21 protein-coding genes and 2 pseudogenes are annotated in these 26,155 nt (G+C 67.7%); 10 read left to right on the forward strand and 13 right to left on the reverse strand.

Features of this window, described 5'->3' with window-relative positions; all coding sequences use genetic code 11:
• The coding region (locus AC1DQJ_RS16965; protein ID WP_477605405.1) for an Ig-like domain-containing protein at positions 1-654 on the reverse strand (654 nt) is incomplete at its 3' end.
• Between the two features lie 538 nt (positions 655-1,192).
• On the opposite strand from AC1DQJ_RS16965, the gene AC1DQJ_RS16970 reads away from it, so the two are divergent.
• The gene (locus AC1DQJ_RS16970; RefSeq protein WP_477605407.1) at positions 1,193-4,246 is read left to right on the forward strand and encodes a hypothetical protein; all 3,054 of its coding nucleotides are present in this window, start codon (positions 1,193-1,195) and stop codon (positions 4,244-4,246) included.
• A gap of 97 nt (positions 4,247-4,343) precedes the next feature.
• Here the strand turns inward: AC1DQJ_RS16970 and AC1DQJ_RS16975 are convergent, their stop codons facing one another.
• From AC1DQJ_RS16975 to AC1DQJ_RS16985, 3 genes and pseudogenes are all read right to left on the reverse strand, one after another.
• Positions 4,344-4,955, reverse strand: a complete 612-nt coding sequence (locus AC1DQJ_RS16975; protein ID WP_477605409.1) for a DnaJ domain-containing protein — start codon at positions 4,953-4,955, stop codon at positions 4,344-4,346.
• 199 nt (positions 4,956-5,154) lie between these two features.
• Positions 5,155-5,253: pseudogene (locus AC1DQJ_RS16980) on the reverse strand (PEPxxWA-CTERM sorting domain-containing protein); the annotation flags it as partial.
• Between the two features lie 715 nt (positions 5,254-5,968).
• Positions 5,969-6,343: a VOC family protein gene (locus AC1DQJ_RS16985; RefSeq protein ID WP_477605411.1), complete on the reverse strand. Its 375-nt coding sequence runs from the start codon at positions 6,341-6,343 to the stop codon at positions 5,969-5,971.
• A 303-nt stretch (positions 6,344-6,646) separates the two neighbouring features.
• Between AC1DQJ_RS16985 and AC1DQJ_RS16990 the strand changes: the two genes are divergently transcribed.
• Positions 6,647-7,561: a LysR family transcriptional regulator gene (locus AC1DQJ_RS16990; protein WP_477605413.1), complete on the forward strand. Its 915-nt coding sequence runs from the start codon at positions 6,647-6,649 to the stop codon at positions 7,559-7,561.
• A 12-nt stretch (positions 7,562-7,573) separates the two neighbouring features.
• On the opposite strand, the gene AC1DQJ_RS16995 is transcribed toward AC1DQJ_RS16990, so the two are convergent.
• Positions 7,574-8,662, reverse strand: a complete 1,089-nt coding sequence (locus AC1DQJ_RS16995; RefSeq protein WP_477605415.1) for a phosphotransferase — start codon at positions 8,660-8,662, stop codon at positions 7,574-7,576.
• Between the two features lie 197 nt (positions 8,663-8,859).
• Here AC1DQJ_RS16995 and AC1DQJ_RS17000 point away from each other — a divergent pair, with 197 nt between their 5' ends.
• Positions 8,860-9,750, forward strand: a complete 891-nt coding sequence (locus AC1DQJ_RS17000) for a LysR family transcriptional regulator (RefSeq protein ID WP_477605417.1) — start codon at positions 8,860-8,862, stop codon at positions 9,748-9,750.
• A gap of 10 nt (positions 9,751-9,760) precedes the next feature.
• Here AC1DQJ_RS17000 and AC1DQJ_RS17005 read toward each other — a convergent pair whose 3' ends face one another.
• Positions 9,761-10,489 carry a sensor histidine kinase gene (locus tag AC1DQJ_RS17005; protein WP_477605419.1) on the reverse strand — a complete coding sequence of 243 codons (729 nt, stop codon included), beginning with the start codon at positions 10,487-10,489 and terminating at the stop codon, positions 9,761-9,763.
• A 266-nt stretch (positions 10,490-10,755) separates the two neighbouring features.
• Here AC1DQJ_RS17005 and AC1DQJ_RS17010 point away from each other — a divergent pair.
• Positions 10,756-11,331: pseudogene (locus AC1DQJ_RS17010) on the forward strand (terminase small subunit-like protein); the annotation flags it as partial.
• Between the two features lie 180 nt (positions 11,332-11,511).
• On the opposite strand, the gene AC1DQJ_RS17015 reads toward AC1DQJ_RS17010, so the two are convergent.
• The 4 genes from AC1DQJ_RS17015 to AC1DQJ_RS17030 all read right to left on the reverse strand — a co-directional run bounded on the left by AC1DQJ_RS17015 (position 11,512) and on the right by AC1DQJ_RS17030 (position 14,733).
• A complete protein-coding gene (locus AC1DQJ_RS17015) occupies positions 11,512-12,117 on the reverse strand; it encodes a peptidylprolyl isomerase (RefSeq protein ID WP_477605421.1) in 606 nt (201 codons plus the stop codon).
• Between the two features lie 64 nt (positions 12,118-12,181).
• Positions 12,182-12,601 carry a c-type cytochrome gene (locus AC1DQJ_RS17020; protein ID WP_477605572.1) on the reverse strand — a complete coding sequence of 140 codons (420 nt, stop codon included), beginning with the start codon at positions 12,599-12,601 and terminating at the stop codon, positions 12,182-12,184.
• 77 nt (positions 12,602-12,678) lie between these two features.
• On the reverse strand, positions 12,679-13,275 hold the full coding sequence (locus AC1DQJ_RS17025; protein WP_477605423.1) for a CAP domain-containing protein: 597 nt from the start codon (positions 13,273-13,275) through the stop codon (positions 12,679-12,681).
• Positions 13,276-13,362: 87 nt separating this feature from the next.
• Complete coding sequence (locus AC1DQJ_RS17030) at positions 13,363-14,733, reverse strand: sensor histidine kinase (RefSeq protein ID WP_477605425.1); 1,371 nt, start codon at positions 14,731-14,733, stop codon at positions 13,363-13,365.
• 239 nt (positions 14,734-14,972) lie between these two features.
• On the opposite strand from AC1DQJ_RS17030, the gene AC1DQJ_RS17035 reads away from it, so the two are divergent.
• Together AC1DQJ_RS17035 and AC1DQJ_RS17040 are read left to right on the forward strand one after the other, a co-directional pair.
• Positions 14,973-15,614 (forward strand): PEPxxWA-CTERM sorting domain-containing protein, encoded by a 642-nt coding sequence (locus AC1DQJ_RS17035; protein WP_477605427.1) that lies wholly within the window; start codon positions 14,973-14,975, stop codon positions 15,612-15,614.
• 139 nt (positions 15,615-15,753) lie between these two features.
• Positions 15,754-16,221, forward strand: coding sequence for a hypothetical protein (locus AC1DQJ_RS17040; protein WP_477605429.1), 468 nt, complete (start codon positions 15,754-15,756; stop codon positions 16,219-16,221).
• A gap of 8 nt (positions 16,222-16,229) precedes the next feature.
• Here AC1DQJ_RS17040 and AC1DQJ_RS17045 read toward each other — a convergent pair whose 3' ends face one another.
• Positions 16,230-16,661 (reverse strand): hypothetical protein, encoded by a 432-nt coding sequence (locus AC1DQJ_RS17045; protein WP_477605431.1) that lies wholly within the window; start codon positions 16,659-16,661, stop codon positions 16,230-16,232.
• Positions 16,662-16,833: 172 nt separating this feature from the next.
• Here AC1DQJ_RS17045 and AC1DQJ_RS17050 point away from each other — a divergent pair, with 172 nt between their 5' ends.
• The 3 genes from AC1DQJ_RS17050 (at position 16,834) to AC1DQJ_RS17060 (ending at position 17,961) form a co-directional block, all read left to right on the forward strand.
• Entirely contained in the window at positions 16,834-17,247 is a 414-nt protein-coding gene (locus AC1DQJ_RS17050; RefSeq protein WP_477605433.1) for a hypothetical protein, read from the forward strand.
• Positions 17,248-17,405: 158 nt separating this feature from the next.
• The gene (locus tag AC1DQJ_RS17055) at positions 17,406-17,777 is read left to right on the forward strand and encodes a hypothetical protein (protein ID WP_477605435.1); all 372 of its coding nucleotides are present in this window, start codon (positions 17,406-17,408) and stop codon (positions 17,775-17,777) included.
• 10 nt (positions 17,778-17,787) lie between these two features.
• On the forward strand, positions 17,788-17,961 hold the full coding sequence (locus AC1DQJ_RS17060) for a hypothetical protein (RefSeq protein WP_477605437.1): 174 nt from the start codon (positions 17,788-17,790) through the stop codon (positions 17,959-17,961).
• Positions 17,962-18,084: 123 nt separating this feature from the next.
• Here AC1DQJ_RS17060 and AC1DQJ_RS17065 read toward each other — a convergent pair whose 3' ends face one another.
• Positions 18,085-21,324 carry a metallophosphoesterase gene (locus AC1DQJ_RS17065; RefSeq protein ID WP_477605439.1) on the reverse strand — a complete coding sequence of 1,080 codons (3,240 nt, stop codon included), beginning with the start codon at positions 21,322-21,324 and terminating at the stop codon, positions 18,085-18,087.
• A gap of 361 nt (positions 21,325-21,685) precedes the next feature.
• Between AC1DQJ_RS17065 and AC1DQJ_RS17070 the strand changes: the two genes are divergently transcribed.
• The gene (locus AC1DQJ_RS17070) at positions 21,686-23,224 is read left to right on the forward strand and encodes an acyl-CoA synthetase (protein WP_477605441.1); all 1,539 of its coding nucleotides are present in this window, start codon (positions 21,686-21,688) and stop codon (positions 23,222-23,224) included.
• Positions 23,225-23,233: 9 nt separating this feature from the next.
• Here the strand turns inward: AC1DQJ_RS17070 and AC1DQJ_RS17075 are convergent, their stop codons facing one another.
• A complete protein-coding gene (locus tag AC1DQJ_RS17075) occupies positions 23,234-26,086 on the reverse strand; it encodes a cation-translocating P-type ATPase (protein WP_477605443.1) in 2,853 nt (950 codons plus the stop codon).
• Between the last annotated feature and the right edge of the window lie 69 nt (positions 26,087-26,155).

A 26,155-nucleotide genomic window follows, 5' to 3' on the forward strand; every position in this document is an offset into this window, starting at 1 on the left:
GGTCCCCAGCGCGCCGTTCGGGGCCGTCAGGTCGGTCTTGTCGAAGTCGCTGACCGCCTCCGAGAAGGTCACGGTCACCGTCGAGGTCTCGCCGATCTTCAGCGCGCTGTCGCTGAGCAGGATCGTGGCGGTCGGCGGCGTGTAGTCCGTGTTGCCGAACTGGTTGCGGATCTCGACGCTCTCCACCTGGCCGATCTTCAGGTTTAGCGTCTGAAACTGATAGACCTCGTTCCCCGCCTGGCCCGTGTTGCGGTTCAGCTGGGCCGGCAGCCAAGTCTTCTGCACATAGGCGATTTCATCCATTATCGCCTTGTTCGCCAGTTCCGCCGGGCTGAGCCAAATCTGGACCGAGTCCTTGGCGACCGATTGCGCCACGGCGCCGGAGTCTCCGTCATAGACGTCGTAACCGGCGAAATTCTTGATGGTCGACTGAACACCGCTGAAGGTGGTCCCGGTGAGGTTCTCGAAGGCCTTGAAGATCAGGACATCGGCGCCCGAGCCGCCGGACAACTGATCGAAGCCCGCGCCGCCGTCCATCGTGTCCGCGCCGGACCCTCCCTGCAGGTTGTCCGCGCCAGCCATGCCGTTCAGGCTGTCGTCGCCAGAACCGCCCACCAAGTTGTCGATACCATTCGTGCCCGTCGTGATCGGCATTTGAATTACCCCGCCCTGATGTTTTGCCGGTCCCGGAGCGTCATGCGCCAAATCGGGACAGACACGGTCTTGTTTAGACATGCCTCATGCACAAGTTATGCCGTATCAATTGCTGATATTGGTTGTGCATTAAAGGTTGTTAAAGGTAATACTGGCAGTCTTACGATTGGTAGAACAATCTCTTCATCTGCGCGGCGACTATTCAGTCGCGCAATGCGCGAGCGTCAGGCACCGCGATGAGGGGGATTACTTGTGTTAGCTTTAAGCGCCGGGCCACTTTGGCCGGCGGCTTTCTCTGCTAGACGTTTTGGCGTCGCTCAGCATCTCTGAGGCCGCGTCGGCGAAACCCGCCTGAATCTCGCAGGGGATTGGCTAGTTGCCGCCGCCATGGCAGCGGAGCTGGACTAGCACGATGCTTCGACCGCGTAGCGAACGCGGCCGTCCTCATCCCGGCCACGACCGTCCTCGTCGCGCTCCCGTCGCGCCGCCGGCCAATGGGTGATTGACCCTCCCGCGCAGTTGCGAGGGCAGGGCCATTTTGAAGCTTATCCACATTCTCCGTCCGGTGCTCGGACTGGGGCTTGGCTTGCTGATGTGCGCGCTGGGCGCCACGCCGGCCGCCGCCTGGAAGCCGAAGACCCATATCTATCTGGCCGAGCAGGCGCGGATGGACGCGGTCGACGACGGCAAGGTGACGATCTACGAGACGGATTACGCGACAGGGAAGATCCTGGCGCCGCTCGGGACGTTCGAGGTCAATCCTGCGGTGCTGGCCGCACTGCGCCAGAAGCCGGAGCAGTTTCGCGCAGGCGTCGTCGGTCCCGACGCATACCCGGACATTCTAACCGGCCAGCAGCTCATCCACCCGGGCACCAACAAGAACCTGCTCGGTGATCCCGCGAAAGGAGAATTGCCGAGCGCCGGCGGCTCGGACGCCTGGCTGACCCACCTCTGGCGCAAGGCTTACGGCCCCAAGAGCGAAGCCCAAAGACAACTTGAGCAGAGCCAGGCCGCCGTGCTCCTGGGACTGCGCCCGAGCGACACGCCCGAGATCCGCGCATTCGTCGCAGGCTACGTCACGCACGCCGCCGGCGACATGTTCATGCACACCTTCGTGAACCACTATACGGGCGGCGACTTCGCAATCAGTCCGGATCCTCGCAACGCGCTCAAACACATCATCCTGGAAGGGTACGTCGGCAAGCGCACGCCGAGCTTCTCGGCCCGCGCCAGCATCGATGGCGTCGACGGCTTCATCTATCGCGAGATGGTGCGCGGATCGCCCGACTCGGCTCTGGACCAGCGGCTGTTGCAGGGGGCGGGCGACAAGGCGTCAATCCCGGCGATCTACTCCCAACTGCGCAATGGACTACAGCGGGATGTCGACGCCTATGAACGCGAGCGGATGTCGCGGTCGGGCCCCTCGCGGCTCACCTACGCTGCGACCAACGGGCCGGAGGCCGAGTACAAGAAGGCCTGGATCGAGGATATCGACGAGGGCCTGAGGGCCTGGCCACAGGTCTCCCACCAGATCGCCCTGGCGATCGTCTATAACGACGCCGACCCCAAGCAGGCCAAAGCGGTCGCCACGAAGTACCTGGAAGATCACCTGATCAGCATGTCCGGCGCGCCGGACTTCGCTGTGGCCACGGTCGTCTTCATCCGGAAGGTCACGGCGAGCATCCTGCCTAAGGTGCTGACTGACGCGATCAGCGAGCTCACCAAGGCCCCCCTGGATTGGATGATCAAGCAATCCACCGGCCGTTCGCTCGACGAATGGTCGGCCTACATCAATGCGCCCGAGGTGAACTTCGACCCGGTCATGAACGCGCCGGGGGGCGGCTACGGCGGCCAGCGGGAGACCCTGGTCAGCCTCGGGGACTTCAATCGCAAGGTGCTGAAGATTGATGATCCAGCCAATCAGTTTCCCGATCGACGCTTCAAGATCGATGACTTCCCGCCGGCGTTCAACACCGTCCAGATGACCAAGATTGCGTTCCTGAGCGAGCAGGGAGCCAAGGACTTGCTGGCGGCGCTAAAGGCCAAGGGCGTGAACGTGCCGGCCATGCCGACCGCGCCTGGAAAGTACGAAAGCGCGATGCTGGGCTTCCTCACGTCAATGGACGGCGGCAACCGCTGGCAGGGCGTGAGCGAGTCCGGAGCCAAGTCCGGCGCGGCCTTCTTCCTGGCGCGAGGCGACGCCGGGGGCTGGCGCCGCCTGTTTCTCAAGCAGATCGGTGAAAGCGAGAACTGGACCAAGGACGCCGCCCCTGAAAAGGACGAGACGGCGCTGTTGGACGACACCGGCTTCAACCCCGTCCAGATGTGGGCCGTGCGGTTGGACGACGTCGCCTATGGCGCGGCGGACGGCAAGAGCCGCAATGTGGTCATCACCGCGACCTTCCGAAACGACACCGCTCAGAACCTCCCGTTCAACGAGAAGACGGCGCGGGCGCTTGTCGAACGAAAGGACGGTTCCCCGATCGCTTCGCTGCGTGTTGGATATGTCCACCAGACGCAGGACGCGTTGCCGCCCTGGCATTACCTGCCCGATACGCCGATTCCGCCCAAGGGTCGGATCACGGTCCGCTATGTGTACGAGGTCGGCGACAAGGCCGCCCAGCAGCAGCTCCAGATGTGGAATGTCATCGAGCAGACGCCCAAGGTGGAGGGGCTGAAGATCAAGTTTGTCGATGGGAAGTCGATCCGGATCCCGTTGACGCCGCTGGGCAAGGACGCGCGGGGAGACGCTCCGGCGGAGGCCTTGCCGCAGACGACTGGCGGCGTCGCCAGCACCGCATTCACTCGGGCTGGGGCATTGTCCTACCGGGTCGATGCGGCCGGGCGCCGTGGCGGTCCGACGGCGCCCATCGAGGTGGCCCTGACGGCTCGCAACGACGCCGACAAACGGATGAGTCTGCAGACGGCGTACAATACCTTCGTCCTGATTGGATCCGACGGGGCCGAGTACCGCACCGACGGCAACGACTATGGTCGTTCTGGCGCCGAGCGCATGAAGTACGGCCGACGGCTACAAAAGGGAGAGCAGGCGGTTCTGACCTTGGTCTTTCCCAAGCCGCCGGCCAGCGTGAGCGCCGCTCGGCTGCTGGTGAAGAGCGACACGGGGACGGCGGAGTTCTACATCTCCGGCGCGCCACCGACCCGGCCGACCTACGCGCCCCTGCCTCAGCCGACAGGTGTGCCTGCGGGACAGCCTGTGAAGCTGAACAAGTTCAACGCCCGCCTCATCTCGATGAACCAAGGGGACGATGGGGACTGGGAAGCCGTCGTGGGCTTCAAGATCGACTCCGGCATGATGAGGCGGCTGGTGGTGGCCGATCTCGATATCTCGATCGCCGATGCGAGCGGGGAAACCCGACATGCCGCCGGCAACTTCTATCTGGCTGCCGATCTGAGCCGAAAGCCAGGTCCGGCGACCATGATGCTTATGCCGCAGCCGGAAATGCCCATCCGCTTCTGGTTTCCGGAATCGAGCGGCCTGAGGCCAGATCGCTACAGGATCTACGAGAGCTATGGGACTGCCAATGGCGGGCCGATCTCTGACGGAATCTTGAGCGGAAACGCTCGCTAGGCGGAGAAGCTGGAGCGCGGGCCTAGCTCCGCCCCGCGCGGGCCGAAGGGCGACCTTGGCAACGTCGGCTCCTCCGCAGAGGGCTCAGAGTGAGTTTTCAGCTTTGATCGACGATGAGTTTTCGGGCGTTTTCGCCTTGGTATATGAGAGCTGCGTGATCGACCCCAGCTACAGTGATGGCTAGCAGGCCGTCTTCTCCGGTGGCGATCCAACCCTTTGCTTTCAGATACCAAAGATGAAACTCGAGATGCTCGTGCGGGCACCCTGACAGGCGTTCCAGCTCGGCGTTGCCAAGTCCCGGCTCTCTAATGTTCCTTCGGCGCTGGAAATACAGCATCGTCAGAAGATTATTTTGGATAGCGACGTCTCTGTCGACGCCTATGCCGTCTATGAATTGATCGTCATCGGAAAGTGTATTTTCGTTCGCACTGTCCACCACATCCGGTCCATTCCCCGCGTCGTCGAACGAATGCGATAGCGGAGGGAGGTGATCCCGATTTTCCTCGTGGTAGCGTTCACGTTTGATCGCATCTTTGAGGATGTCGTGGGCCTCCAAGACCAACTCAAATTTAGATCGATCGCCTGTGGCCTGGTTGTCTGGGTGGTACCGACTGGCGAGGTCGCGGAATTTGCGCGCTATCGTCTTGGGGTGGGCGCTCGGGCCTAGCTCCAAGACCTGATAGTAGCTGATGAAGCTGTTGGCCTTCATTGACGCCCCCCGTTCATGCGCGCCCGTATAGTGGGAGCTGCAAGGTAAACAGTTGCGGCGACCGCCCCCCTCGTCAACCCATGCTCGTTGGCTTGGAGACAAGCTCTGGAGATCCCGGGGCGGTGAGAGCGGCGAGGCGGCAAAAAGAAAGCCGCCCCGCATGGCGGGACGGCTTCCAATATCAGAGACTGGACGTGTCTTAGGCGACCGCCAGAGCCCCGCGGCGGCGACGGATCGAAACGCCAGCCAGGCCGAAGCCGGCGATCATCATCGCCCAGGTGGCCGGTTCCGGCACGCCGCTCTGCAGACCCGGAATGTCCTGCGAGAACAGGTCGCCGACCTTGCGATCCGCGGTCCCGTCGTTGGACCACAGGATTTTCAGGTGCGGGCCGGTGTCAGCGAAATTGAAGGTCCCGCTGGTCGCGACCAGGTCAAACGTCAGGTTGGTCTTGCCCGCGGTCGCGATGTTGGGGCCGTAGTCGAAGCAGACGAAGCCCGCGCCGGCGCCGCTGCAGCCGCCGGCGGAAAGACCGCCGCTGACCGAATTCACGCTGGGGCCGCCACCGGTAAGGGTCGAGGTCAGCGCGCTGGCGCCAATACCCTTGAACGAGAAAGCGCCGAGGTACTTCGCGCCGGCCCAGTCGCCGGTCAGCGCATTGACGCCCGCGATATTGAACGTGGCGCTCGTGGAGCTGTTCTGAGTGACCGTGAAGGTCGCGCCCTGGAACGTCGTCTCAAACACAGTGGCCGCATCCGCCGCAGCGGCGGACAGGAAAAGCGCGGCGCCTGCGCAAACCGCACTAACAAACTTCTTCATACCCACTCCTTCATGGCCGTCCCGGGCGCCGAAGCTGCGCGAGAACGGCGCCTCCCACCGAATCCGTTAACTTGCGTGCAATAGTGGCGCCAACTGCAAGGAGCAATGGCGCTCAACCCGAGAGGGAACTCAATTACGTTCGCGCAGTGATCGAAAAGCTCAAAACAACTCAGTCATGCATGCGGGGAAGTTGGCCCTAGGCCCGCGTCAGGCTGAGCACGTTGCCGTCGGGGTCGGGGAACCAGGCGACCTTTATGCCGCCGCCGGGGGCGGTCCAGACGCCGTCGGGGTCCTGGCCCATGCCTTCGTAGATCGTGAAGGTGACGCCTCGGGCGCGCAGGTCGGCGAATGCGGCGGCGAAGTCCTCGACGTTCCAGCCGAACACCGGGTGTGGGTGGGGCTGGTAGTCGGGGATCACGGTGACGCGCAGCAGGGCGCCGGCGGTCTCCAGGGTGTCGCCGAAGTCATTGCTGTCGCGCAGCTTCAGGCCGAGCTGGTCGCAGTAGAAGGCCAGGGCGCGGTCGCGGTCGTGGACGTGAATGAAGGCGACGGGGGTGGAGGGCGAGGTCATTTGGGCGCGAGCTCCGGTTTCGTTGACTGAAACACGGCTTTGGACGCGCTGCGAGAGGTTCTCGCTCGGCGTGACGGTCTCCAGACCGAGGATTTGCGCAGGCGCCGGCGCTGAGACGGACGGGGGCGATGTCGGGCCTCGACGCCGGCGCCTACGCGAGCCGCAACATGGGGGGTGCGGCGCGGTCGCGCTATATAGCGAACGCTGGTATCTGGAATCGCATGGAGGGGCCCCGACCGGAATGGCCGGCTTAGTGGGTGGCGCTATACCTTCCTGGAATAGCAGTCGCCGAGAGCCGTGGGCATGGACATCCGAAGCCTCCAACAGGTGATCGCCATCCGGAAGCACGGCAGCTTCGCCAAGGCCGCCGACGCGCTCGGGGTGTCCCAGCCGAACCTTTCCAAGAGCGTGGCCCGGCTCGAGGATGAACTGAAGCTCAAGCTCTTCGACCGCACGGCCAAGGGATCGGCGCTGACGCCGATCGGGGAGCTCATCGTCGAGCGGGCGGACGCGGTCATCGCGGAGACCCGGGACCTGGCGCGCGACGCCGCCCTGCTGGCCGGCGGCGAGACGGGGATCGTCCGGATCGGCTGCACCACGGCGCTCAGTTTGCCGCTGCTGCAGCCGTTGGTGCAGAGGGTCGTCCATCGCCATCCGGGTCTTCGGGTACATGCCGAGGTCGCTGCGAGCGCCCGGCTGTTGCCGCTTCTGGAGGAGCGCGAACTCGATGTGGTGATCACCGGCCAATACCCGCCTGAAGCCCACATCCGCGACACCATCCTCGAGACGCCCGCCATTCTCGTCGCCAGCCCGTCGCATCCGCTGGCGCACGAGCAGGACATCTCCATCGCGCGACTGGCGGAATTCAGGTGCGGCGGCTCTCAATCACCGGGATCGAGCAACGCAAGGCTGCTCGGGATGGAGAGCGAGAATCTGGCGATGTATACGGCCAGCCACTACGAACTCCTGCTGCCCCTCGTGCTGAGCGGCGACACGGTTCTCCTGGCGCCGACATTCGTCGTGCAGCCCTATCTGGAGGCCCAGGAAATGGTGATCCTGGACGTCCAATGGCGATTTGACGCGAAGTACCATTTCGTCACGACGCGGGCGGCGAGCTTTTCGCCGATCGTCGCGGAACTCCGCGAGCACGCCCGCGCGATCGGCGACCAGCTTCGAGACGATTGGCGCGGCGTGGCGAGCCGGCTCACCGAGCGGTAGCCGACCGGCCGTTCAGTTCACGAACTCGCCCAGGCCGTGGTCCTGCACGGCCGCGTCCACGCGACGGACGGCGCTGTCGAACAGGGCCTCCGCGCCCGGGTGCGTGAGGTCGGCGGCGGCGCCCCCCTGGACGACATAGGTGAAGCCGATCAGCAGCCCGCGGCGATAGTCGTGGTGGAACTGGTCATAGGCGTAGTCCTCCACCCCGCCGGCCGCCAGCCGGTCGTGATAACCGTGCAACAGGTCCGCCTCATGGGCGCGCCGCAGGTCCGTCGTCAGGCTCATCGACATCAGGTAGCCGACGTCGAAGGCGCCGCGCGCCTGCAGCGGAGCCTGCCAGTCGACCGTGATCAGGCCGCCCTCGCCGGGCGCGAACATCAGGTTGTCGGCGCGAAAGTCGCCGTGGCAGAGGGTCCGCGAACCCTTGGCGATATCGACCATCATCGGCTCGACGGCGGCGGCCATTCGCTCGGCGACCCGGCGGAACTCCGGCGAGGCTCGGCTGGCGAGGAACGTCTCGAATGCGGGCCAGGCGGCGGCGTGACGCGCGCCAGCTCCGGCCCAGGGACCCTCTCCAAAGGGCTGGATGCTCGCTTCCAGGGCCGCCAACTCGGGCCGGTTCCACCAGCTCGCGTGCAAGGTGGCGATCTCGTTCAGCGCCAGGCGTGCGTGGTCCAGGGACAGTCCCGCGACCTGGTTGCCGTCGGTGGCGGGAGAAAGGTCCGCCATCACCAGCACGAACCGCTGGGTCTCCGGGTCGAACTCAGCCACGTAGGCCCTCGGCGTTCGCATGGCGACGGTCGCGGCGATGTCGCGATAGAACAGCACCTCGCGCTGATATTGGCCCCAGCCGCGGGCCATATCCCGCACCTCAGGAATGGACGAGGGCAGCTTGGCGATCAGGGTCGCTGGCCCCGGCGGCGCACCTGGCCCATAGCCGAGGCGCAGGCGATGGAGGTCCGACGCCATGCCGACGCCCTCGCCAAGCCGTTCGGCCCTGACCGTGGTCAGGCTTGCGAAGGCCGCCGCGTCCGGCGGCCGCACCGAGGCGCGCAGCCAGGCGGCGTCTATGTCGCCAGCGGAGTGCGGGATCGCAACCATGTCAGCCCCCTGGGACAATATTCGACTTTCGCGGGTCAATATAAAGCAAAGGCGGCGCGGCGACAGCGGGCGGGGGCGGCCCGCCGATCGGCTTTTCTCTAGGCAGGCAGACGGCTGGCGTGCTGTTCTTGCACAAACGCCTGTCGAAGACGCGCCTTGGTAGGCATCGACAGTATTCCGCGACAGTCGACAGGCCCATGGACATCCGTCACCTCCGGCAGATCCTCGCCATCCGCGATCACGGCAGCTTCGCCAAGGCGGCCGAGGCGTTGCACATCGCCCAGCCGGCGCTGTCGAAGAGCATGGCCAAGGTCGAGGACGAATTACGCCTGACGATCTTCACGCGCACCTCGACGGGGTCGGAACTCACACCGATGGGCGAGATGATCGCCGAGCGCGCCGAACGGGTGATGGCGGCGACGCAGGACCTGGCACGGGACGCGGCGCTAGTGGCAGGCGGCGACGCGGGCGCTGTCCGGCTGGGGGTGGGAACCCTGCTGAAGGACACGCTGCTGCCTCGGCTTCTGTTGAGGATCGTGGAGGCGCATCCTCGTTTGCGGCTCCAGATCGAGCTCGGCGCCGGCAATCGGCTGCTGCCGCTGATCCAGACCCGCGAACTCGACCTGGTGCTTTGCTCGGCCGACGCGAGCAACAGCTCGCTGGCCTATGTCGAAGCGCTGCAGGCCGAGCTGATGTTCGTGGCCTCGCCCGGCCATCCGCTGGCCTCCGAGCGGGCGATCTCGATCGAACGCCTCGCCGAATTTCCGTGCGCGGGGCCAAGCTTCGCGGGCTACACGGCCTCGACGTTCCTGGGATGGCCGTCGGCCAACCTCGACGCCTATACGGCCAACGACTTCGAGGCGCTCATGCCGCTGGTGCTCGCCGGGCACGCCGCGCTGATCGCCCCCGCCTTCTTCGTTCGGGAGGCGCTTCAGAGTGGGACGTTGGTCCGGCTGGACGTGAGGTGGACGGGCGCGATCAGCTACGGCTGCTACACCACCCAGGCGGCCAGCTTCTCGCCCATCCTGGCCAAGATCACCAACTATGTCGTCGAGCTTGGCGAGGCGATGCGGCAGGGACGCGAGTAGCCCCGGCAGCTCAGGCCAACGGCAGCGCCGCTACGACGCGGGTTCCGGACTCATCGCTCGAGATCGTCAGATGGCCGGAGAACTGCCGGGCGCGGGCGTGCATGCCGGGGATGCCGACGCCGACGCGAGGCTGGCCCTGATCGGCCTGCATGCCGCGGCCGTCATCGGCGACGGACACGGTCAGCTGTGCATGGCTCACGGTGAGCTCGACGAAGACGCGGCGCGCCCGCGCGTGCCGATGGGCGTTCATCAGCGCCTCCTGGACGATCCGCAGCGCGGCGTGCTGCAGCGAAGGGGGAAGGCCATCCACCGCGCCCTCCACCTCCAGTCTGACCTCCAGTCCGGTGCGCTGCGCGAACCCCAGCAGGAACTGGTGGACTGTCGCCGCCAGTCCATTGAGCTCGAGGTCGCGCGGCTTCATGAGATACGAAAGGACGCGCGTCTCCTTGAGGGCCTCGTTCAGCGAGATCGCGATATCGTCGATGATCGTGGTCGTGACCTGGTGCGGCGCGACCAGCCGGAGCTTGGCCAGACCCAGGCTGATGGCGACCAGATGCTGGCAGGTCGAGTCGTGCAGTTCGATGGCGATGCGCTGGCGCTCTTCGTCACGCGCGGCGAGGAGCTGCTCGGAGGTCGCCCGGAAGGCCTCGGGGACAAGATCCGGGCGTTCTGCGAAGGACCGCGGCTCGAGCGGCGCTCGGCCCGGCCGCTCATCTGGGCTGAGGCCCCTCAGATGCATCGTGCTTGCCCTCCGAACTCGATCTCGTCTCTGGCGAGGTTGTCGCCTTCACAGCTGTGGCGCGACCTCGGCGATTTGTGAAATGCGGCTAATAGGCCGCCGCTATTCCTCAAGGTTATGGCTCGTGCGGGGAGCCGTTGCGCAGGAGCCGACGATGGCGGCGAGCGGCGGCGTGGTGGATCGTCGCAATGTTCGTGATTTGTTCTTGACCGGGCGGGGTGTCAGTGAGAGTATGTTCGCTTCTCATTTGCTGATGTGGGGGCGGGATGCCCGAGGAGTTGAGTCCGGCGCTGAGCGCTGGGGGCAAGGCCGCTTGCGTGCGGTTCACGGCGGAGCTTGGGCGGGAGATCTGTGCGCGGCTGGCGGCGGGCGAGAGCGCGCATGCGCTGGCGCGCGAGCCGGGGATGCCGTCGCGGCGGACGTTCGGCGACTGGGCGGCGCGCGATCCGGTGTTCGCCGCGCAGCTGGCGGCGGCCAAGCTGCAGGGGCGGCGGGTGCGGATCGCCGCGACGCGGGCGGCTGACGAGGGCCGGATCTGGCGTGCCAGGCTGCACAAGGCCGGTGGGCGGCGGGGCGGCAGCGCCTCGATGCTGACCCCGGAGCTGGCCGAGGAGATCTGCGCGCGGATCGCGGCCGGGGAGACGGTTCTGGCGATCTGTTCGGAGCCGCATATGCCCTGCACCGGCACGCTGCATAGCTGGGTGCGGCTCGACGACGAGTTTCGCGAGCAGTACCTGCGGGCCAAGGAACTGTCCGCCGACCTGTTTCACGAACTGACCCTGGACGTGGCGTTGGATACGACCGAGGCGACGGTGCGGTCCGACCGGCTGCGCATCGCCACCCTTCAATCGCTATGCGGCGCGGATCGAGCCGAAGAAGTACGGCCTGCGGCGGCTGTTGGGGCCGATGCCCGAGAGCGGGGAGGGCGAGGGCGAGGGCGGGCCGCAGCCCTTCGCCATCGAGGTGGTCAACTTCGTGACCGGCGACCAGGCGGCGGCCATCGCGCGGCTGACCGGCGGCGACTAGGCGCGGCGCATGGTGACGATCGGGACCGGAGGCTTCAGCCACTGGCCGCGCTGGTCCTTGAACTTGGTGTCGCCGTTGGTCGGCAAGGAGAGGATCTTCTCGACCACGGCCATGCCCTCGACCACCTGGCCGAAGGCGGCGTAGCCGAGGTTGTCGCCCTTGGCGGCGGGGTTGGCGTCCAGATAGGGCTGGTCGCCGACGCAGATGAAGAAGTTGCTGGTCGCGGTGCCGGTGGCGAAGCGGCCGAGCGAGATCGTGCCGTTGAGGTGCTTGAGGCCCGTCTTGGCCGTGCTCTCGTGGGCGATCGGCGGGAACGGGCGGACCTTGGCGTCCGGGGCGCCGACAATGGTGCCGTCCTTGGCCACGCCCGGCGTGCGGGCGGCGCGGAAGAATGTCCCGCCGTCATAGGACTTGGCGTCGACATAGCGCAGGAAGTTGGCGGTGGTGATCGGGGCGCGGCGCGGCTCGAGCTCGACGATGATCGACCCGCGGCCGGTCTTGATGACCACGCGCGGCTTGCCGGGCGCGGCCATGGCCAGGCGCGGCGCGGCGAGGGCGAGGCCTGCGCCGACGATCAGGCTCCGACGTTCGAGGTGGCTCATCTGCGGGTCTCCGTCCGGGCTGCTGGCGAGATCGTCTGCTTTCGCCGCGTACGCAAGTGCTGAGTCAGCCGTTCGGCCAGGCCTTGGTCACGCCGGATTCGCGCACCGGGCCGCGGCCGTCGGAGCCGTGCCAGATCTGCATGCGGATGTCCTCGGGCCCGGCGACATAGCGGAACTGGCGGCGGGAGAGGTCGGGGGTTCCGAGCATGTCTGCGCCTTCTCCGCCGAGGCCGTGGCAGGACGCGCAGTGGATCTGGTAGAGCGGCACGGCGCGGATCACGGCGGCCGGGTCGCGCGGGGTCCCGGCTAGGGCCAGGACGTACTCGGTGAGGTCGGCGATCTCCGAGGGGCCGAGCTCGGCCTTGTCGCCGAAGGCCGGCATGTTCCCGGGTTGCGGCCAGATGGTGAGGCGGGCCTGGTCCTGAGGCGGCGGGGCGCTGCAGGCGGCGAGGACGAGGGCAAGCAGTACTGAGAGGCGAAGCATCGCCACGCAGTCTAGGGCGCTCGATCGGGCCGCGCCTAGACGGGCGTCAAATGTAGGGGCGAGGGGCGCTGGTTTGCTCAGCGCTGCACCATCGCCCCGGCGAAGTCGATGACGCACATGGCGCCATAGGCGCTGTGCGGGCCGCAGGCGACGCCGGCCGCCTGCCAGGCGCGGCCGAACAGGGTCTTGCGATGGCCGCGGCCTGCGACCCGGCTGTCGACGATCAGCTGAGCGACCACCTCGCGCGGGTCGGCGTAGCCGTAGGAGATCGCCTCGGCGGTGAGGCCGGCGTAGACGCTCTGGCCCTGCAGCCGGGCCGAGAGCCCGCCGCCGCCGCCGCCGTGGCCCTCCAGGCCGCGGCGCGACTGGGCGCGGACATGGGCGCCGGCCGAGGCGGCCAGGCCCTGGTGCGGGGCGAGCTTGGGCAGCGGCGGCTGGCCGCGGAGGAAGTCGATGGCTTCGGCGACCACCCGCGGGTCCTCGTCGCGCAGCAGGCCGTAGCGGCCGTCCTGGGCGGCGCTGGCCAGTTCGCGGGCGTAGCGGGCGGGGTTGGCGCGGGCGTAGTTGAGCTCGGCCAGCACATGGTCCTCCAGCGCGCCGGCGTGGGCGGCGGCGGGGCTGAGCAGGGCGAGGACGAGAGTTGCGGCAAGCGCGCGCAGGGGCGAGGCGGCCATGTGGCCTCCGTGATGACGCGTCCCCTCGGGCCAAGCTTTAGCGGCGAGTCGGGCGTGGCGGCGCTGCGACAAATTCGGCGGGGCCGCTCAGCCTTCGAACAGCGGCGCGTCCTCGGGCGGCGGCAGATGGGCGGTCATCACGCAGACGAAGCCGGCCGGGGCGTAGGTCATCGCCGCCGTCCCGCGCAGCTCGCCGCGCAGGCCGCGCTCGATCAGCCGGGTGCCGAAGCCCTTGCGGGTCGGCGGGGCGACCGGGGGGCCGCCGCTTTCGGCCCAGGTCAGGGTCAGGGTCTCGTCGGCCTCGCCCAGGGTCCAGGAGATGTCGACGCGGCCGGTCTCGGCCGACAGCGCGCCGTACTTCACGGCGTTGGTGGCCAACTCGTGGAAGATCAGCGCCATCGACAGCGCCGCACCGGGCGCGAGCCAGACGGTCGGGCCGGTCATCGCCACCTGCCCGGAGGCGGCGCTGGTGAACGGGCCGAGCGCGCGCTCGGCCACCTCGCACAGGTCCGCGCCGTGCCAGCGCTCGCGGGTCAGGACGTCGTGGGCCAGGGACAGGCCCAGCAACCGGGCCTCGAACTTTTCGTAGACCACGCTGGGATCGGGCTCGCCGCGCAGGGTCTGGGAGGCCATCGACTGCACGGTGGCCAGGGTGTTTTTCACCCTGTGGTTCAGCTCGTTGATCATCAGCCGCAGCTGGCCCTGGTAGCGCTTCTGCTCGACCTCGGCCTGCTTGCGCGAGCCGATGTCGTCGATGATCGAGACGAAGTAGTCGGGCGCGCCGTCGGCGTCGCGGACCAGCGAGACGGTGAGGTTGTTCCAGATCTCGCCGCCGGCCTTGGTGATGTAGCGCTTCTCCAGCGAATAGGTCTCGATCTCGCCGGCGAGCAGGGCCTGGGTGAGCACCAGGTTGTTGCCCAGGTCGTCGGGGTGGGTGATTTGCTGGAAGGTCATCTGGCTCAGCTCGTCGGGCCCGTAGCCGAGCATGGCGCAGAAGCGGTCGTTGACCTCCAGGAAGCGGCCCTCGGGCGAGACGCGGGCCACGCCCATCGCCGCCTGGTCGAACACCGCGCGGTAGCGGGCCTCGGCGGCGACCAGCCGGGCCCTGGCCTCGACGCTGGGGGTGACGAACTCGGTGTAGAGCACCAGGCCGCCGATCTCGCCGGCGTCGTCGCGCCAGGGCTTCAGCGACCAGCGGATCCAGTCGATCGTGCCATCGGCGCGGGGGAAGGGGTCGGCGTCGTGGCTGAGCTCGGCCCCCTGCTCGAGCGACTGGGCGTGCAGCTCGCGCCAGCGCGCCGGCACCTCGGGGAAGACGTCGTAGTGCAGCCGCCCGACCAGCGGCAGGTCGCCCGGCAGCCCCTGCTCGGTCAGGTAGCGGCTGGACGCGGCCAGGTAGCGCATCTGGCGGTCGAAGATGGCGATGCCGAGCGGCGCCTGCTTGAGCGCGGTGAGCACCGGCCCCGCCGTCCGCCACGCCGCCTCGGCCTCACGCGCTGATGTCTGCGGTCCCGTCACAATCCTTCAGCCACGCTGCGCCCGACACAACCGAGAGGATAGGGCCGCGGCTGGCGGGTCAAGCGACTTAGGCCCGGGTTGGCCCGCAGATTGCGCGCCAGGCCAGGGTGTACCTCGAGTTGTGTGATTTTGACACAGGTTCTAACGCGGCCTTAGCGGGCCAATGGAGGGGTAAGCTTATGAACACCACTATTAAGGCGACCTTGGTCGCCGCCCTGGCCGCGCTCGCCACCGCTGGCGCCGCCCAGGCGGCCGTCTCGGTCAGCGCGAGCAACGACGACCTGCCGCTTCCGGCGGGCCAGACCCTGGTCTGGGACTTCGACGGCCTTCAGGCCTCGGGCTACGGCCTGACCCTGTCGGGCGGCGCGGGCATCTATGACGGCGCGGACGGCCTGATTTCGGGCATCTCGGCGCCGCCGCCCGGCACCACCAGCAACTACCTGGCCGTCCTCGGCGGCGGCAAGGCGGTCCTGACCACCCCGGAAATCGAAAAGCTGAGCATCTTCATGGGCTCGCCGGACGACTACAACCAGATCCGGTTCAACTACGTCGGCGGCGGCTTCGACATCCTCAGCGGTGTCCAGCTGGCGCAGGGCGCGTTCAACGGCAACCAATCGGTCGGCCGTCGGATGACCTATTACTTCAACGGCGCGCGCGTCTCGTCGGTGGAGTTCACCTCGTCGCAGAACTCGTTCGAGCTCGACAACATCGCCACCGGCGTGCCGGAACCGGCGACCTGGGCGATGATGATCGTGGGCTTTGGCCTGGCCGGTTCGTCCGTGCGCAGCAGCCGTCGCAAGGCGGCGCTCGCGCTCGCCTAAGGCCTGATCGCTGACTGAAGGCGCCGTCGGCCCCGGCCGGCGGCGCTTTTCTTTGGCTAGCGCCGCTCCTGAACCATCCTCGGGATGAGGGCGTTTAGTGTCCCACTACGACGGGTCCAGCTCGCCGGAGGGCTGTGGGATGAAGTCCAAGATGATGCGAGCGGCCGCACTGGCCGCCGTAATGATCTGGGCGGCGGAAGAGGCGCACGGCGCGCCGTTCGAACCGATCAGCTTCAAGAAGGGCGAGAGCGCCCTGGTCTATGACGTCGGCAGCGTGACCCGGAAGGGGATCGACGCGCAGGCCTGGGTCTATCTGATCGTCGCCCATCCGATGGACGGGGCGACCATGGTCGCCACCTACCGCGAGTTCGGCTGCGGCATGGGCCGCACCCGCGACCTCTCCCGCCGCTTCGTCTCGGCCCAGGGCGCGACCCTGCGCGCCGTCGAGAACCCCGGCCCCTGGCAGCAGGTCAATCCGGGCGACGAGCGCTTCGAGCTGCTGGAGCGCGTCTGCGCCGGCAAGCCGTTGCGCGTCTCCGGCCAGCAGATGTCGGTCTTCGACTTCCAGGCGGTGGTGCGCGAGGCCCTGACCTCAGGACCCCGCTAGCACCCGCCTCAGCAAGCGTACTGGCGCTGAACGACCACGCGGCGGCCGCTATAGGGATCGTAGACCGGCTGGCTCGTGGTGCACACCCGCGGCTGGGCGTAGCCGTAGGCCGGGGCGTAGGCTTGCGCCGCGGGGTAGTAGTCATTCCCGTAATAGGGCTGCGCGGCGTAGGGCTGCGCGGCGTAGGGCTGGGAGGCGTAGTAGCCGCCTCCACTATAGGGTTGGCCGCCATAGTAGGGCTGGGAGTAGTTGTTGCCGAGGTAGCGGCTGCCCAGGGCGCCGAGAGCGAGGCCGACCACGCCGCCGACGATCGCCGCGACGACCTCGTCGTCATCGTCGTCGTCGTAGCCGTAGACTTGGGCCTGGGCCGGGGTGGTCGCGGAGGCCATGGCGCCGGCGAGCGTCAAAGCCGCCACGGCTGCTGTGAAGATCTTACGCATTTTGCGCCTCCTTCCGGCCTTTTGGCCGGTCTGAGCAGCACATTCCCAGAACGCGGCTGAATGCAGGCTGAATGGCGCAAAACCCGTCGTCACGCGGGCGCCATGTTCATGGTCATAAGGCTTGCGTCCCTGCGCCCGCAGGTTCCCGGGCGCGCGTTGAACGGAGCAGACGGTGACGAAACTTCCCATGGCGATGCTGGTCGCGGCGCTAGGTCTGGCGGCCTGCCAGGGCGGCGAAAAGGCCGCTGGCGCGCAAGGAGGCGACAAGTACGCCGGTCTCGACGGCGCGATCCGCGGCTGGCACGCCCAGATCAAGGACGGCGACGCGCAGTGCAAGGGCAGGGCGGAGGGCCAGCAGTGCCGGGCCTTCGAGATCGCTTGCAAGGGCGAGCGCGACATCGCCCCGGACGAAGCGGCCAAGGGCGTCTCGGCCAAGGTGGCGGTGGCCATGGGCTGGGAAGGCTGGGACGCAGGCCGCGCCGAATACCGCCCGGCCTCGGCCACGGCCGAGTTCCAGAAAGTCGGCGGCGAGTGGAAGCGGCTGCCGACCGGCCCGGTGAACCTGTCGACCTGCGTGGCGTCTTAGGGAGCGGGGGTCCGGCCGGGCGCAGGTCTGCTCTGCAGGAGCAGCTCTCCGGCGGCTGCGCCCGCCCCCATCGGGGTTTTGCCCGATCGAACACCGCGTGGCGCAGTCGTAGAGCGGTGGTGGCAAGCACGCGCCATCGCTCGAAGAAGGAACCGCGTATGGGTCGCCGCTTCCCCCTGATCGTCGCCGTCGCACTCCTGGCGGCCTGGCCCGCCGCCGCGCAGCCGATCCTCACCCACCTCGCCGACGGTAACGACTGGAACCGCTCCTCGATCGAACAGCAACGGGCCTATTTGGCCGGCGTCTCCAACATGATCTCCGTCGGCGCCGCCTGGGACGCCAAGAACCTGCCGGGCTCCGAGAATACGTTCTCGCGGACCGCGCAGCGCGCCCTCAAGCATTCCGATGTCGAGGAAGCCATCCGTCTGGTCGATGGCTGGTACCGCGCCAACCCGACCCAGTTGAACAAGCCCGTACTGTCCGTGGTCTGGCGAGAGATCGCCAAGCCCCAACTTCCTCCGGCCAAGTAGGACCGCCGACATGAAGAAGATCGGTTTCACCTTCGCCGCGATCGCATTGAGCGCCCTACTCGTCGCCTGCGCCACCGCCACGGGCGTCGTTGTCGGGGCCGGAATTGGAAGCCTGTCAGGCAACGCCGGAAAGGGCGCGGCCATCGGCGGCGCGGTCGGCGCTGTCGTCGATATCGTCGACTAGTCTGTCGAGGAGGCCCGCATCGGGGCGCCGAATTGCGGTGGCGACGTCTGGCCGCATGCTCCCGGGCTGCTAGTCAGGAGCACTGCCTGCCGGGGGGCAGCCGTCTGCGCGGCCTGGGCAAGCTCAGGCGTTCACCACCACTCCGCCGCCAGCGCCGCCGCCGAACTCCGGCAAAGCGCGGCGATATTTCAGGACGATCTCGATGATCTGGTTGTCGCGCGACCGGTAGACGACGTGCCTTGTGTTCGAGGACGCCACGAAGAACGCCGCGGGCCGGCCCGACGCAAGCGGGGCGTTCGCTTGGGCCGTGAGATCCAGATGCTCCGGCGGCTGCCCAGGCGTCCAGCGGACTTCGTGAACATGGCCGTCAGCCGACGCGTAGACGACGTGCTTCTTCTGGCTCTCGGAGTTGTAGTAGGCGGCCGGGTCACTGGCGGCCGGTGGCGCGCCGATGGAGCCGTTGACGCTCCACCCCTGGACAGGCGCCGCTCCGACCCACCAGAGCTCGATGACCTGACCGTCCACCGCGCGGTAGGTGACTTGGTTCACGGAGTCCGCGCCCGAAGCGTAGTGGTAGGCGACCGGATCGCCCGCGGCGTGAGGCATCTGGGCCACGGCCGACAGTGCGTCGTGCGCGGCTGCCCCGGCGCCGCTCCAGTACAGGCTGTGAATCTCTCCGTCCGCGCCGCGGTAGGCGATGATGTTGGCGCCGCCGCCGGAATAGGGGGCCGGATCGCCGGTCGCCGGCGGGAAGCTGGACCAGAACAGGTCCTCGTGGGCGGCGGCGTTGTTTCCCTGCCAGTAAATGGCGTGCAGGTGCCCGTCGCTGGTCCGGTAGATGACGTGGTGCAGGTCGGTTTCAGCCGTGTAGAAGCCCACCGGATCGCCCGCGGCCTTGGGCGCGTTGGCGACGCCGCCCAGGTCGTCATGCCCGGTCCCGCCCGGGACTGAGTAGACGGAATGAAGTCCGCCGTCGGCGGCGCGATAGGGCACGATCAGCTGGTTGGCGTTGGTGTTCATGTACGGGATCGGCGAGCCGATCGCGGGCGGGGCCTGCGCGACTTCGGTCAGGTTTCCGGCTCCGGAAGCGCCGTTCTTCGTGTCCTTCCAGAGCTCGAGCAGGCGATTTCGATCGTCCCGATAGATGATGTCGTACACGCCCTCGGCCATCACGCAGGCGGTGGGATCGCCAGCCGCCGCAGGCAGGCCGTACTGTTCGGATCGCCCGACGAAGGCCTGGGAGCTTGGCGGGTCGGTCTTGACCGCATCTTCCCATGTCAGCTGATAGTTCGCCTGCTGCAGGCGGTCAGACGAGATGAAGTTGATCTTGGCGATGACGTTGTTCTCGACCGTGACGATCCGGAAGCCGCTGAAGCTGACGCTGGAATTCTCGTTCGGTCCGAGCGCGCCGGTCTGCAGGATCAGGGGGCGGTGGAGCGCCCACCAGTCGGCGGCGTTGGGGCTGTCGTTCAGCGGGGTAGGGTAGGGCGGCGTCTCCAGGACCTTGGCGTATGCGCGGCCTGTCGGCGCGCTCCAGGGCCTGAACTCCGGCGAACTCCCCGGGACGACCTCGACATAGGTGACGTCAGTGGCGGGGGCCTCGCCGTTCTTCCAAGATTTCATGTAGCGCGTCGGATAATAGGCCCCCGGATTCTGGGTGTAGAAATCCATGTAGAAGGCCAACTGGCCGCCCTCGTCATGTCGGACGACGAACTCGTTGTGGCGGTGCGTGTGGCCGGCGAGGACGAGGTTGGCCGGCCGTGGCGCGTCAACCCCCGCCAGCAGTTTGATCAGGTCTTCGCCGCGTCCACGCGCAACGCCGAAATCCAGCTTGTCGGCGGCGTCCACGCGCTTCACCCACCGGGTGTCACGATGATCGTTCGGCGGGCGGAACCAGGTCGGATGCGAGGATCGGATATCGTCCCGCTCGGCATCGTCTTCCCCCGCCAGGAACGCTTCGGTCTGATCGGGCTGAGACGGCCGCATCGTCTCGCGCAGGAAGTACGGATATGCGGTCGGATTGAGCAGCGGCGCATGCAGGCCGACGATGAACAGCGCGTCGTTCGAGACCTGGCCCAGCGCAGCGCGCGTAAGGTCGTACTCGGCGTCCTCGATCCCATGCGAGTTCGGTGATCCGCCGATGAAGGTTCGCTCGTCCTCGCTGGTCTGGCCCAGGACGTGCCGGATGCCGTCGCTGAGGCTTTCCATGACGCCCTCGTCCCACTCGGTGTCGAGCATCGCGATCTTGTGGGGGCCCAGCGCCACGACATATGAGCCCCTTGGCCCCAGGTGCGCCTCGTACGCGGGGTTCTCGTGGTCGATCGCCACCATCCGGCCGGCGTCGCTGGCGGAGTAGTTCGGGATGTCGGTTCCGGCGCCGCCTTCCAGGCGGTTGGCCAACTCCTGCGCTTCGTCGCTTCGAAGCAGGTATCCCGAGTAGTTCCTGACGCGCTCGATGTCCTTCAGTCCAATGTCTGTGAATTGAAGCACGAGGCTGAGGTCGAAGATCAGACGGTAGGGATGCTTGCGGTAGTCGTGATTGCCGGGAACGCCATAGATGGGAACCCGGAGCGGCTCGACGTCAGGGAAGTCGGGACCCGGCGCGCTGCCCAGGATCAGCTGGCGCAGGAACTCGGCGTTGCCGCCCCCGGCCGGGTCGTCGTCATCCTCGTGGATGTAGTCGAAGAGGTCGCCGGTCGCGAGGATCAGGTCCAGCTTGCCCTGGTCGTGGAGAGAGTTCGCGAATTTGACGAAGCCGCGGAAGCGGTCGTTCCAGTTGAGCATCCGGTCGGCGGCCTCATCCAGGCCGGCCTGCCTCAACAGCCCCCGGAACCGGTCGATGCGCCGCGCCACATGCATGTCGGTGATGTGCGCGATGGCGAAGTTCGACCAGTCGTCGCGGTAGTACAGGGCGTTGGGCGCCACGACCTGGTCGATCCCGTCGTCCGTGCGGATCACGACGTCGTAGATTTGCCTGTGCGCCAGGATTCCGTCGCCTTCGACCTGGAAGGCCGAGCCTCCTCCCGCCTGCAAGGGCGCGGCGTCGGCCAATCTCAGCGCAGCCGCCGGGGAGGTCTGGCCTTTCTGGCGGAGGAACATGCGGCCCTCGAGCAGGCCAGTGAGCGCCGGCCTCAATGGGTCGAGCTGGCCGGCCGCATGCCTCACATGAACGCCGGACCGGAAGACCGGCGGCCGGTCGCCCCCGGTGTGGATCATGGGCCGGAGCAAGCTCGGAAAATTGTAGAGGAGCGTCGTCTCGCCGAGCGAGCTTGTGAGCGAGATTCCCCGCTCGAACATCCGGGCTTCAGCGCCAGCGACAGCGATCGCGCCGGGACGTGCAGCGCCAAGCAACGAGTCAGGCATTTCGAGCCTCCCGCCAAATTTTCAAGTTGGATCCGGACGCAATCGGTCGCTCTGCGTACGCGTGCAGCCGCAACGCAGCGCAGAGGCGCTGCAACTCAAACGTCGTGGGAACGAGCAGAACTTGGGACGTGACCCGGCCCCACCTTGGGGACCGCAGCACGCTCACTGAACAGCGCAGATATACTACTTAAAAATGAGCATTCTTGGAATAACGCCATATGGCGAATCACATGGCTGTGAAATCTGTGCTGGCCGTCCCTGCGGGCGAGGCGACGCCTCAAGCGCTTTACGGCCCGCCGGCTTGCGATAACGTGTTCTCCAAGCACAGACGGCCTTGAAGGGCCGCTAGGGAGGGGAAGCAATGTATCTCGCCGATCATGCGCGGCTGACGCCCGACAAGCCGGCCATCGTTTCGGCCGACACCGGCCAGGCTGTGACCTATGCCGAGCTGGACGCGCGGTCGAACCGGTTCGCGCAGTACCTCTACGCCCAGGGCCTGCGGCGCGGGGACCACATCGCGGTGCTGATGGAGAACAACCTCTCCTTCATGGAGCCGGTCTGGGCGGCGTTCCGCTCGGGCCTCTATGTCACGACGATCAACCGCTACCTGCCGCCGGACGAGGCGGCCTATATCGCCAGCGATTGCGGGGCCAAGGCGCTGGTCACCTCCTATGCCAAGCGCGAAACGGCCGCGGCGCTGGCGGACCTGATCCCCGACTGCCCGATCCGCCTGATGGTCGGCGGGACGATCCCCGGCTGGGCGTCCTACGAGGAGGCGGTGGCGTCGGGCTCGCCGGAGCCGCTGGCGCAGGAGTGGATGGGCGACTCCATGCTCTATTCGTCGGGGACCACCGGTCGGCCCAAGGGCATCCTGCGGCCGCTGCCGGAGATCACGCCTTCGGTCGGGTTCGACACCCGCCAGGCGGTCAACCGCTACGGCCTGACGCCGCAATCCGTCTATCTGTCGCCGGCGCCGCTCTATCACGCCGCCCCGCTGGCCTACGTGCTGTCGGTCCAGTCGTTCGGCGGAACGGTGGTGATGATGGAGCGGTTCGACGCCGAGCAGGCGCTGCAGCTGATCGAAAAATACGGCGTCACCCACAGCCAGTGGGTGCCGACCATGTTCGTGCGGATGATGAAGCTGCCGGAAGAGGTGCGAGCCCGCTACGACCTTTCCAACCACCAGGTCGCCATCCACGCCGCCGCCCCGTGCCCGGTGGAGGTGAAGCGCCAGATGATCGAGTGGTGGGGGCCGATCCTCTATGAATACTACGCCGGGACGGAAGGCTCGGGCTCGACGTTCATCACCAGCGAGGACTGGCTGGAGCATCCCGGCTCGGTGGGGCGCGCGGCGCTGGGGGTGCTGCACATCTGTGACGAGGACGGGAACGAGCTGCCGGTCGGCGAGACCGGTCTGGTCTATTTCGAGCGCGAGGTCCCGACCTTCGAGTACCACAACGACCCGGCCAAGACGGCTGCGGCGCGCCACCCGCAGCACCCGAGCTGGAATGCGCTGGGCGACGTCGGCTACCTGGACCAGGACGGCTATCTCTACCTGACCGACCGCAAGGCGTTCATGATCATCTCCGGCGGGGTGAACATCTATCCGCAGGCCATCGAGGACGCGCTGGTCACCCATCCGAAGGTTGCCGACGTGGCGGTGTTCGGCATTCCGGACGCTGAGATGGGCGAGGCGGTGAAGGCAGTGATCGAGCCGGCGCCCGGCCAGGCCCCTAGCGACGCGCTGGCCGCCGAGCTGATGGCCTACGCCCGCGAGAAGGTGGCCCACTACATGGCGCCTCGGTCGATCGACTTCATCGCCGAGATGCCGCGGCTGCCGACCGGCAAGCTCTACAAGCGGGTGCTGCGCGACGCCTACTGGCAGGACCGCAAAATCTGACGGCGGCGATCAACGTCTCCACATGCGGGGCGCGAGGATCTCGGTCCTTGGCGGCCTGGCGGCGTGGAAGCCGCCGCCGCTGCCCCCGTCGTCGCGCAGGAACTTGCTGAGCTCGCGCAGCCACAGGACCGAACTGGCCGCGGCCACGCAGACCAGCCAGTCGGAGAGGTCGAGGCTGACCGTCGAGAAGGCCGCCTGCAGGAAGGGGACATGGACAACGGCGACCTGCAGGCCGAGCGACAGGGCAATGGCCGCCCACAGCCAGCGGTTGGCGAAGAGGCCGTCGAAGGCGCTGCGATCGTCGGACCGCGCGTTGAGGGCGTTGAACAGCTGGAACAGGGTGAGGGTGGTGAAGGCCATGGTCTGGCCGTAGGCGACCGTTCCGCTGCCTTCGATCAGCCCGCCCGGAAGCGCGGCGTCGAACACCAGCAGGGTCCCGGCCGCCATGATCAGGCCGACGAAGACGATGCCGGCCCACATCCGCCCTGTGATCACGCCCTCGCCGGTCGGCCGCGGCGGCGCCTGCATGGTCCCGTCGTCGGCGGGGTCGACGCCGAGCGCCAGGGCCGGCGCGCCATCGGTGACCAGGTTGATCCAGAGAATCTGGGTCGCCAGCAGCGGCAGCACCAGTTCTCCGCCCCCGCCGAGCCCGATGACGTCGGCCAGCACCACGCCGAGGAACATGGTCAGCACCTCGCCGATGTTCGACGAGAGCAGGTAGCGCAGGAACTTGCGGATGTTGGCGAAGATCGCCCGGCCTTCCTCGACGGCGGCGACGATGGTGGCGAAGTTGTCGTCGGCCAGGATCATGTCGGCGGCCTGCTTGGACACGTCGGTGCCGGTGATCCCCATGGCCACGCCGATGTCGGCGGTCTTGAGGGCGGGCGCGTCATTGACCCCGTCGCCGGTCATGGCGACGATCAGGCCGTCCTTCTGCAGCGCCTGCACGATCCGCAGCTTGTGGTCGGGATTGACGCGGGCATAGACCGAGACCTCGCGCACGGTCTGTTCCAGCTCCGCCTGGGAGAGCTGCGCCAGCTCCGTCCCGGTGACGACGCGACCATCGGCGGTGATCTGAAGCTCGGAGGCGATGACGGCGGCGGTGCGCGGGTGGTCGCCGGTGATCATCATCACCCGGATGCCCGCGGCCCGCGCCTGCGCGATGGCGATACGGGCCTCGGCGCGGGGCGGATCGATCATGCCGATCAGCCCGAGGAACACCAGCTCGTGCTCGACACCCTCGTCGACCGCTGCGGCCGAGCCTTGCGGCAGCGGGCGGAACGCGACGCCGAGCGTGCGCAGGGCCTGGCCGGCGAGCTCCTCATTGGCGGCGAGGATGGCGGCGCGGCGCGCGGCGTCCAGCGGCCGGAAGGCGTCGCCGACCTGCTCTTGGGTGCAGCGGCTGAGCAGGACGTCGGGCGCGCCCTTGGTGCAGACCAGCAGCCGCCCGCCTCGCTCGGCGTCGGCGTCGACGGTGCTCATCAGCTTGCGGTCGGAGGAGAACGGCACCTCGGCCACGCGCTCGAACCGCGCCTCCAGCGCCTCCTCCTCCAGCCCGGCCTTATGCGCGGCCACGATCAGCGCGCCCTCGGTCGGATCGCCCTGCACCGACCAGCCCCCGTCGTGGGACTGCAGGACGGCGTTGTTGGCGCGGTCGGCGGCGGCGAGGGCGCGGACCAGCTCGCTGCGCAAAGGGCCTTCGATCTGCCCGCCGCCGCGCCGGGTGACGGCTCCTTGCGGCGAATAGCCGGCGCCTTCCAGGTCGACGACGCCGCTGGCGGTGACGATGTGGCGGACCGTCATCTCGTTGCGGGTGAGCGTGCCGGTCTTGTCCGAGGCGATGACGTCGGCCGAGCCAAGGGTCTCGACGGCGGCCAGGTGGCGGATGATGGCCTTGCGCGCAGCCATGCGCTGGACGCCGAGCGACAGCACTGCGGTGACCACTGCCGGCAGCCCCTCGGGCACCGCCGCGACCGCCAGGGCCACACCGAGGATCAGCACTTCGAAGATCGCGCCCAGGCCCTGCACGTCCTTGAAGATCAGGATCGCGCCGATCATCAGCACGGCGATGATCACCACGACCAGGCCGAGCCGGCGTCCCGTGCGATCGAGCTCTTCCTGCAGCGGCGTAGTCTCGGCGCCCGTGGTCTTCAGAGCGCCGGCGATGCGCCCCATCGCCGTTTCCATGCCGGTGGCGGTGACCACCGCGGTGGCGCGCCCGTAGGTCGCCGCAGTTCCGCTGAAGACCATGTTGTGGCGGTCGCCCAGCATGGCCTCGCCGGGCAGCACGGCGGCGTCCTTGGAGACGGGCAGGCTCTCGCCGGTGAGGGCGGCCTCGGCGGTCTGCAGCGAGGCCGAGCGGATGATCCGCGCGTCGGCCGGCACTGTGTCGCCTTCCTCGATCAAAATGACGTCGCCCAGCACGATCTCCGACGCGGGGACCTTCTGCCGCTCGGCGTCGCGCAGGACGCTGGCGTGCGCGGCCGACATGCGCCGCAGGGCGGCCACCGCCTGCTCGGCGCGCGCCTGCTGGAAGTAGCCGAGGATGGCGTTGAGGACGACGATGGCCAGGATGGCGGTGGCCTCGTAGGGCCACGGGGTCTCGCGCTCGATCGCCCACAGGCCGGCCGACAACAGGGCCGCGGCGATCAGCAGGACCACAAGGACGTCGGTGAACTGGTCCAGGAACTTGCGCCAGGCCGGTTCCGGGGGCTCCGCGGTCAGCTCGTTGGCGCCGTATTGCGCCCGGCGCGAGGCGGCCTCGGCGGACGTCAGGCCTTGCTCGGGATCGACGCCCAGCGCCTGGGCGACGTCGGCGGCGGCGCGCCGGTAGGGGGCGTCGATCGGCGCTGCGTCAGACATGGCTCGCGCACATCGGTCTGCTCCGCCAGGCGCGCGCCATCGAGCGCCCGGCTTTACAGCCTAGGGACG

The sequence above is a fragment of the Phenylobacterium sp. P4_E10 genome (genome assembly GCF_056401675.1).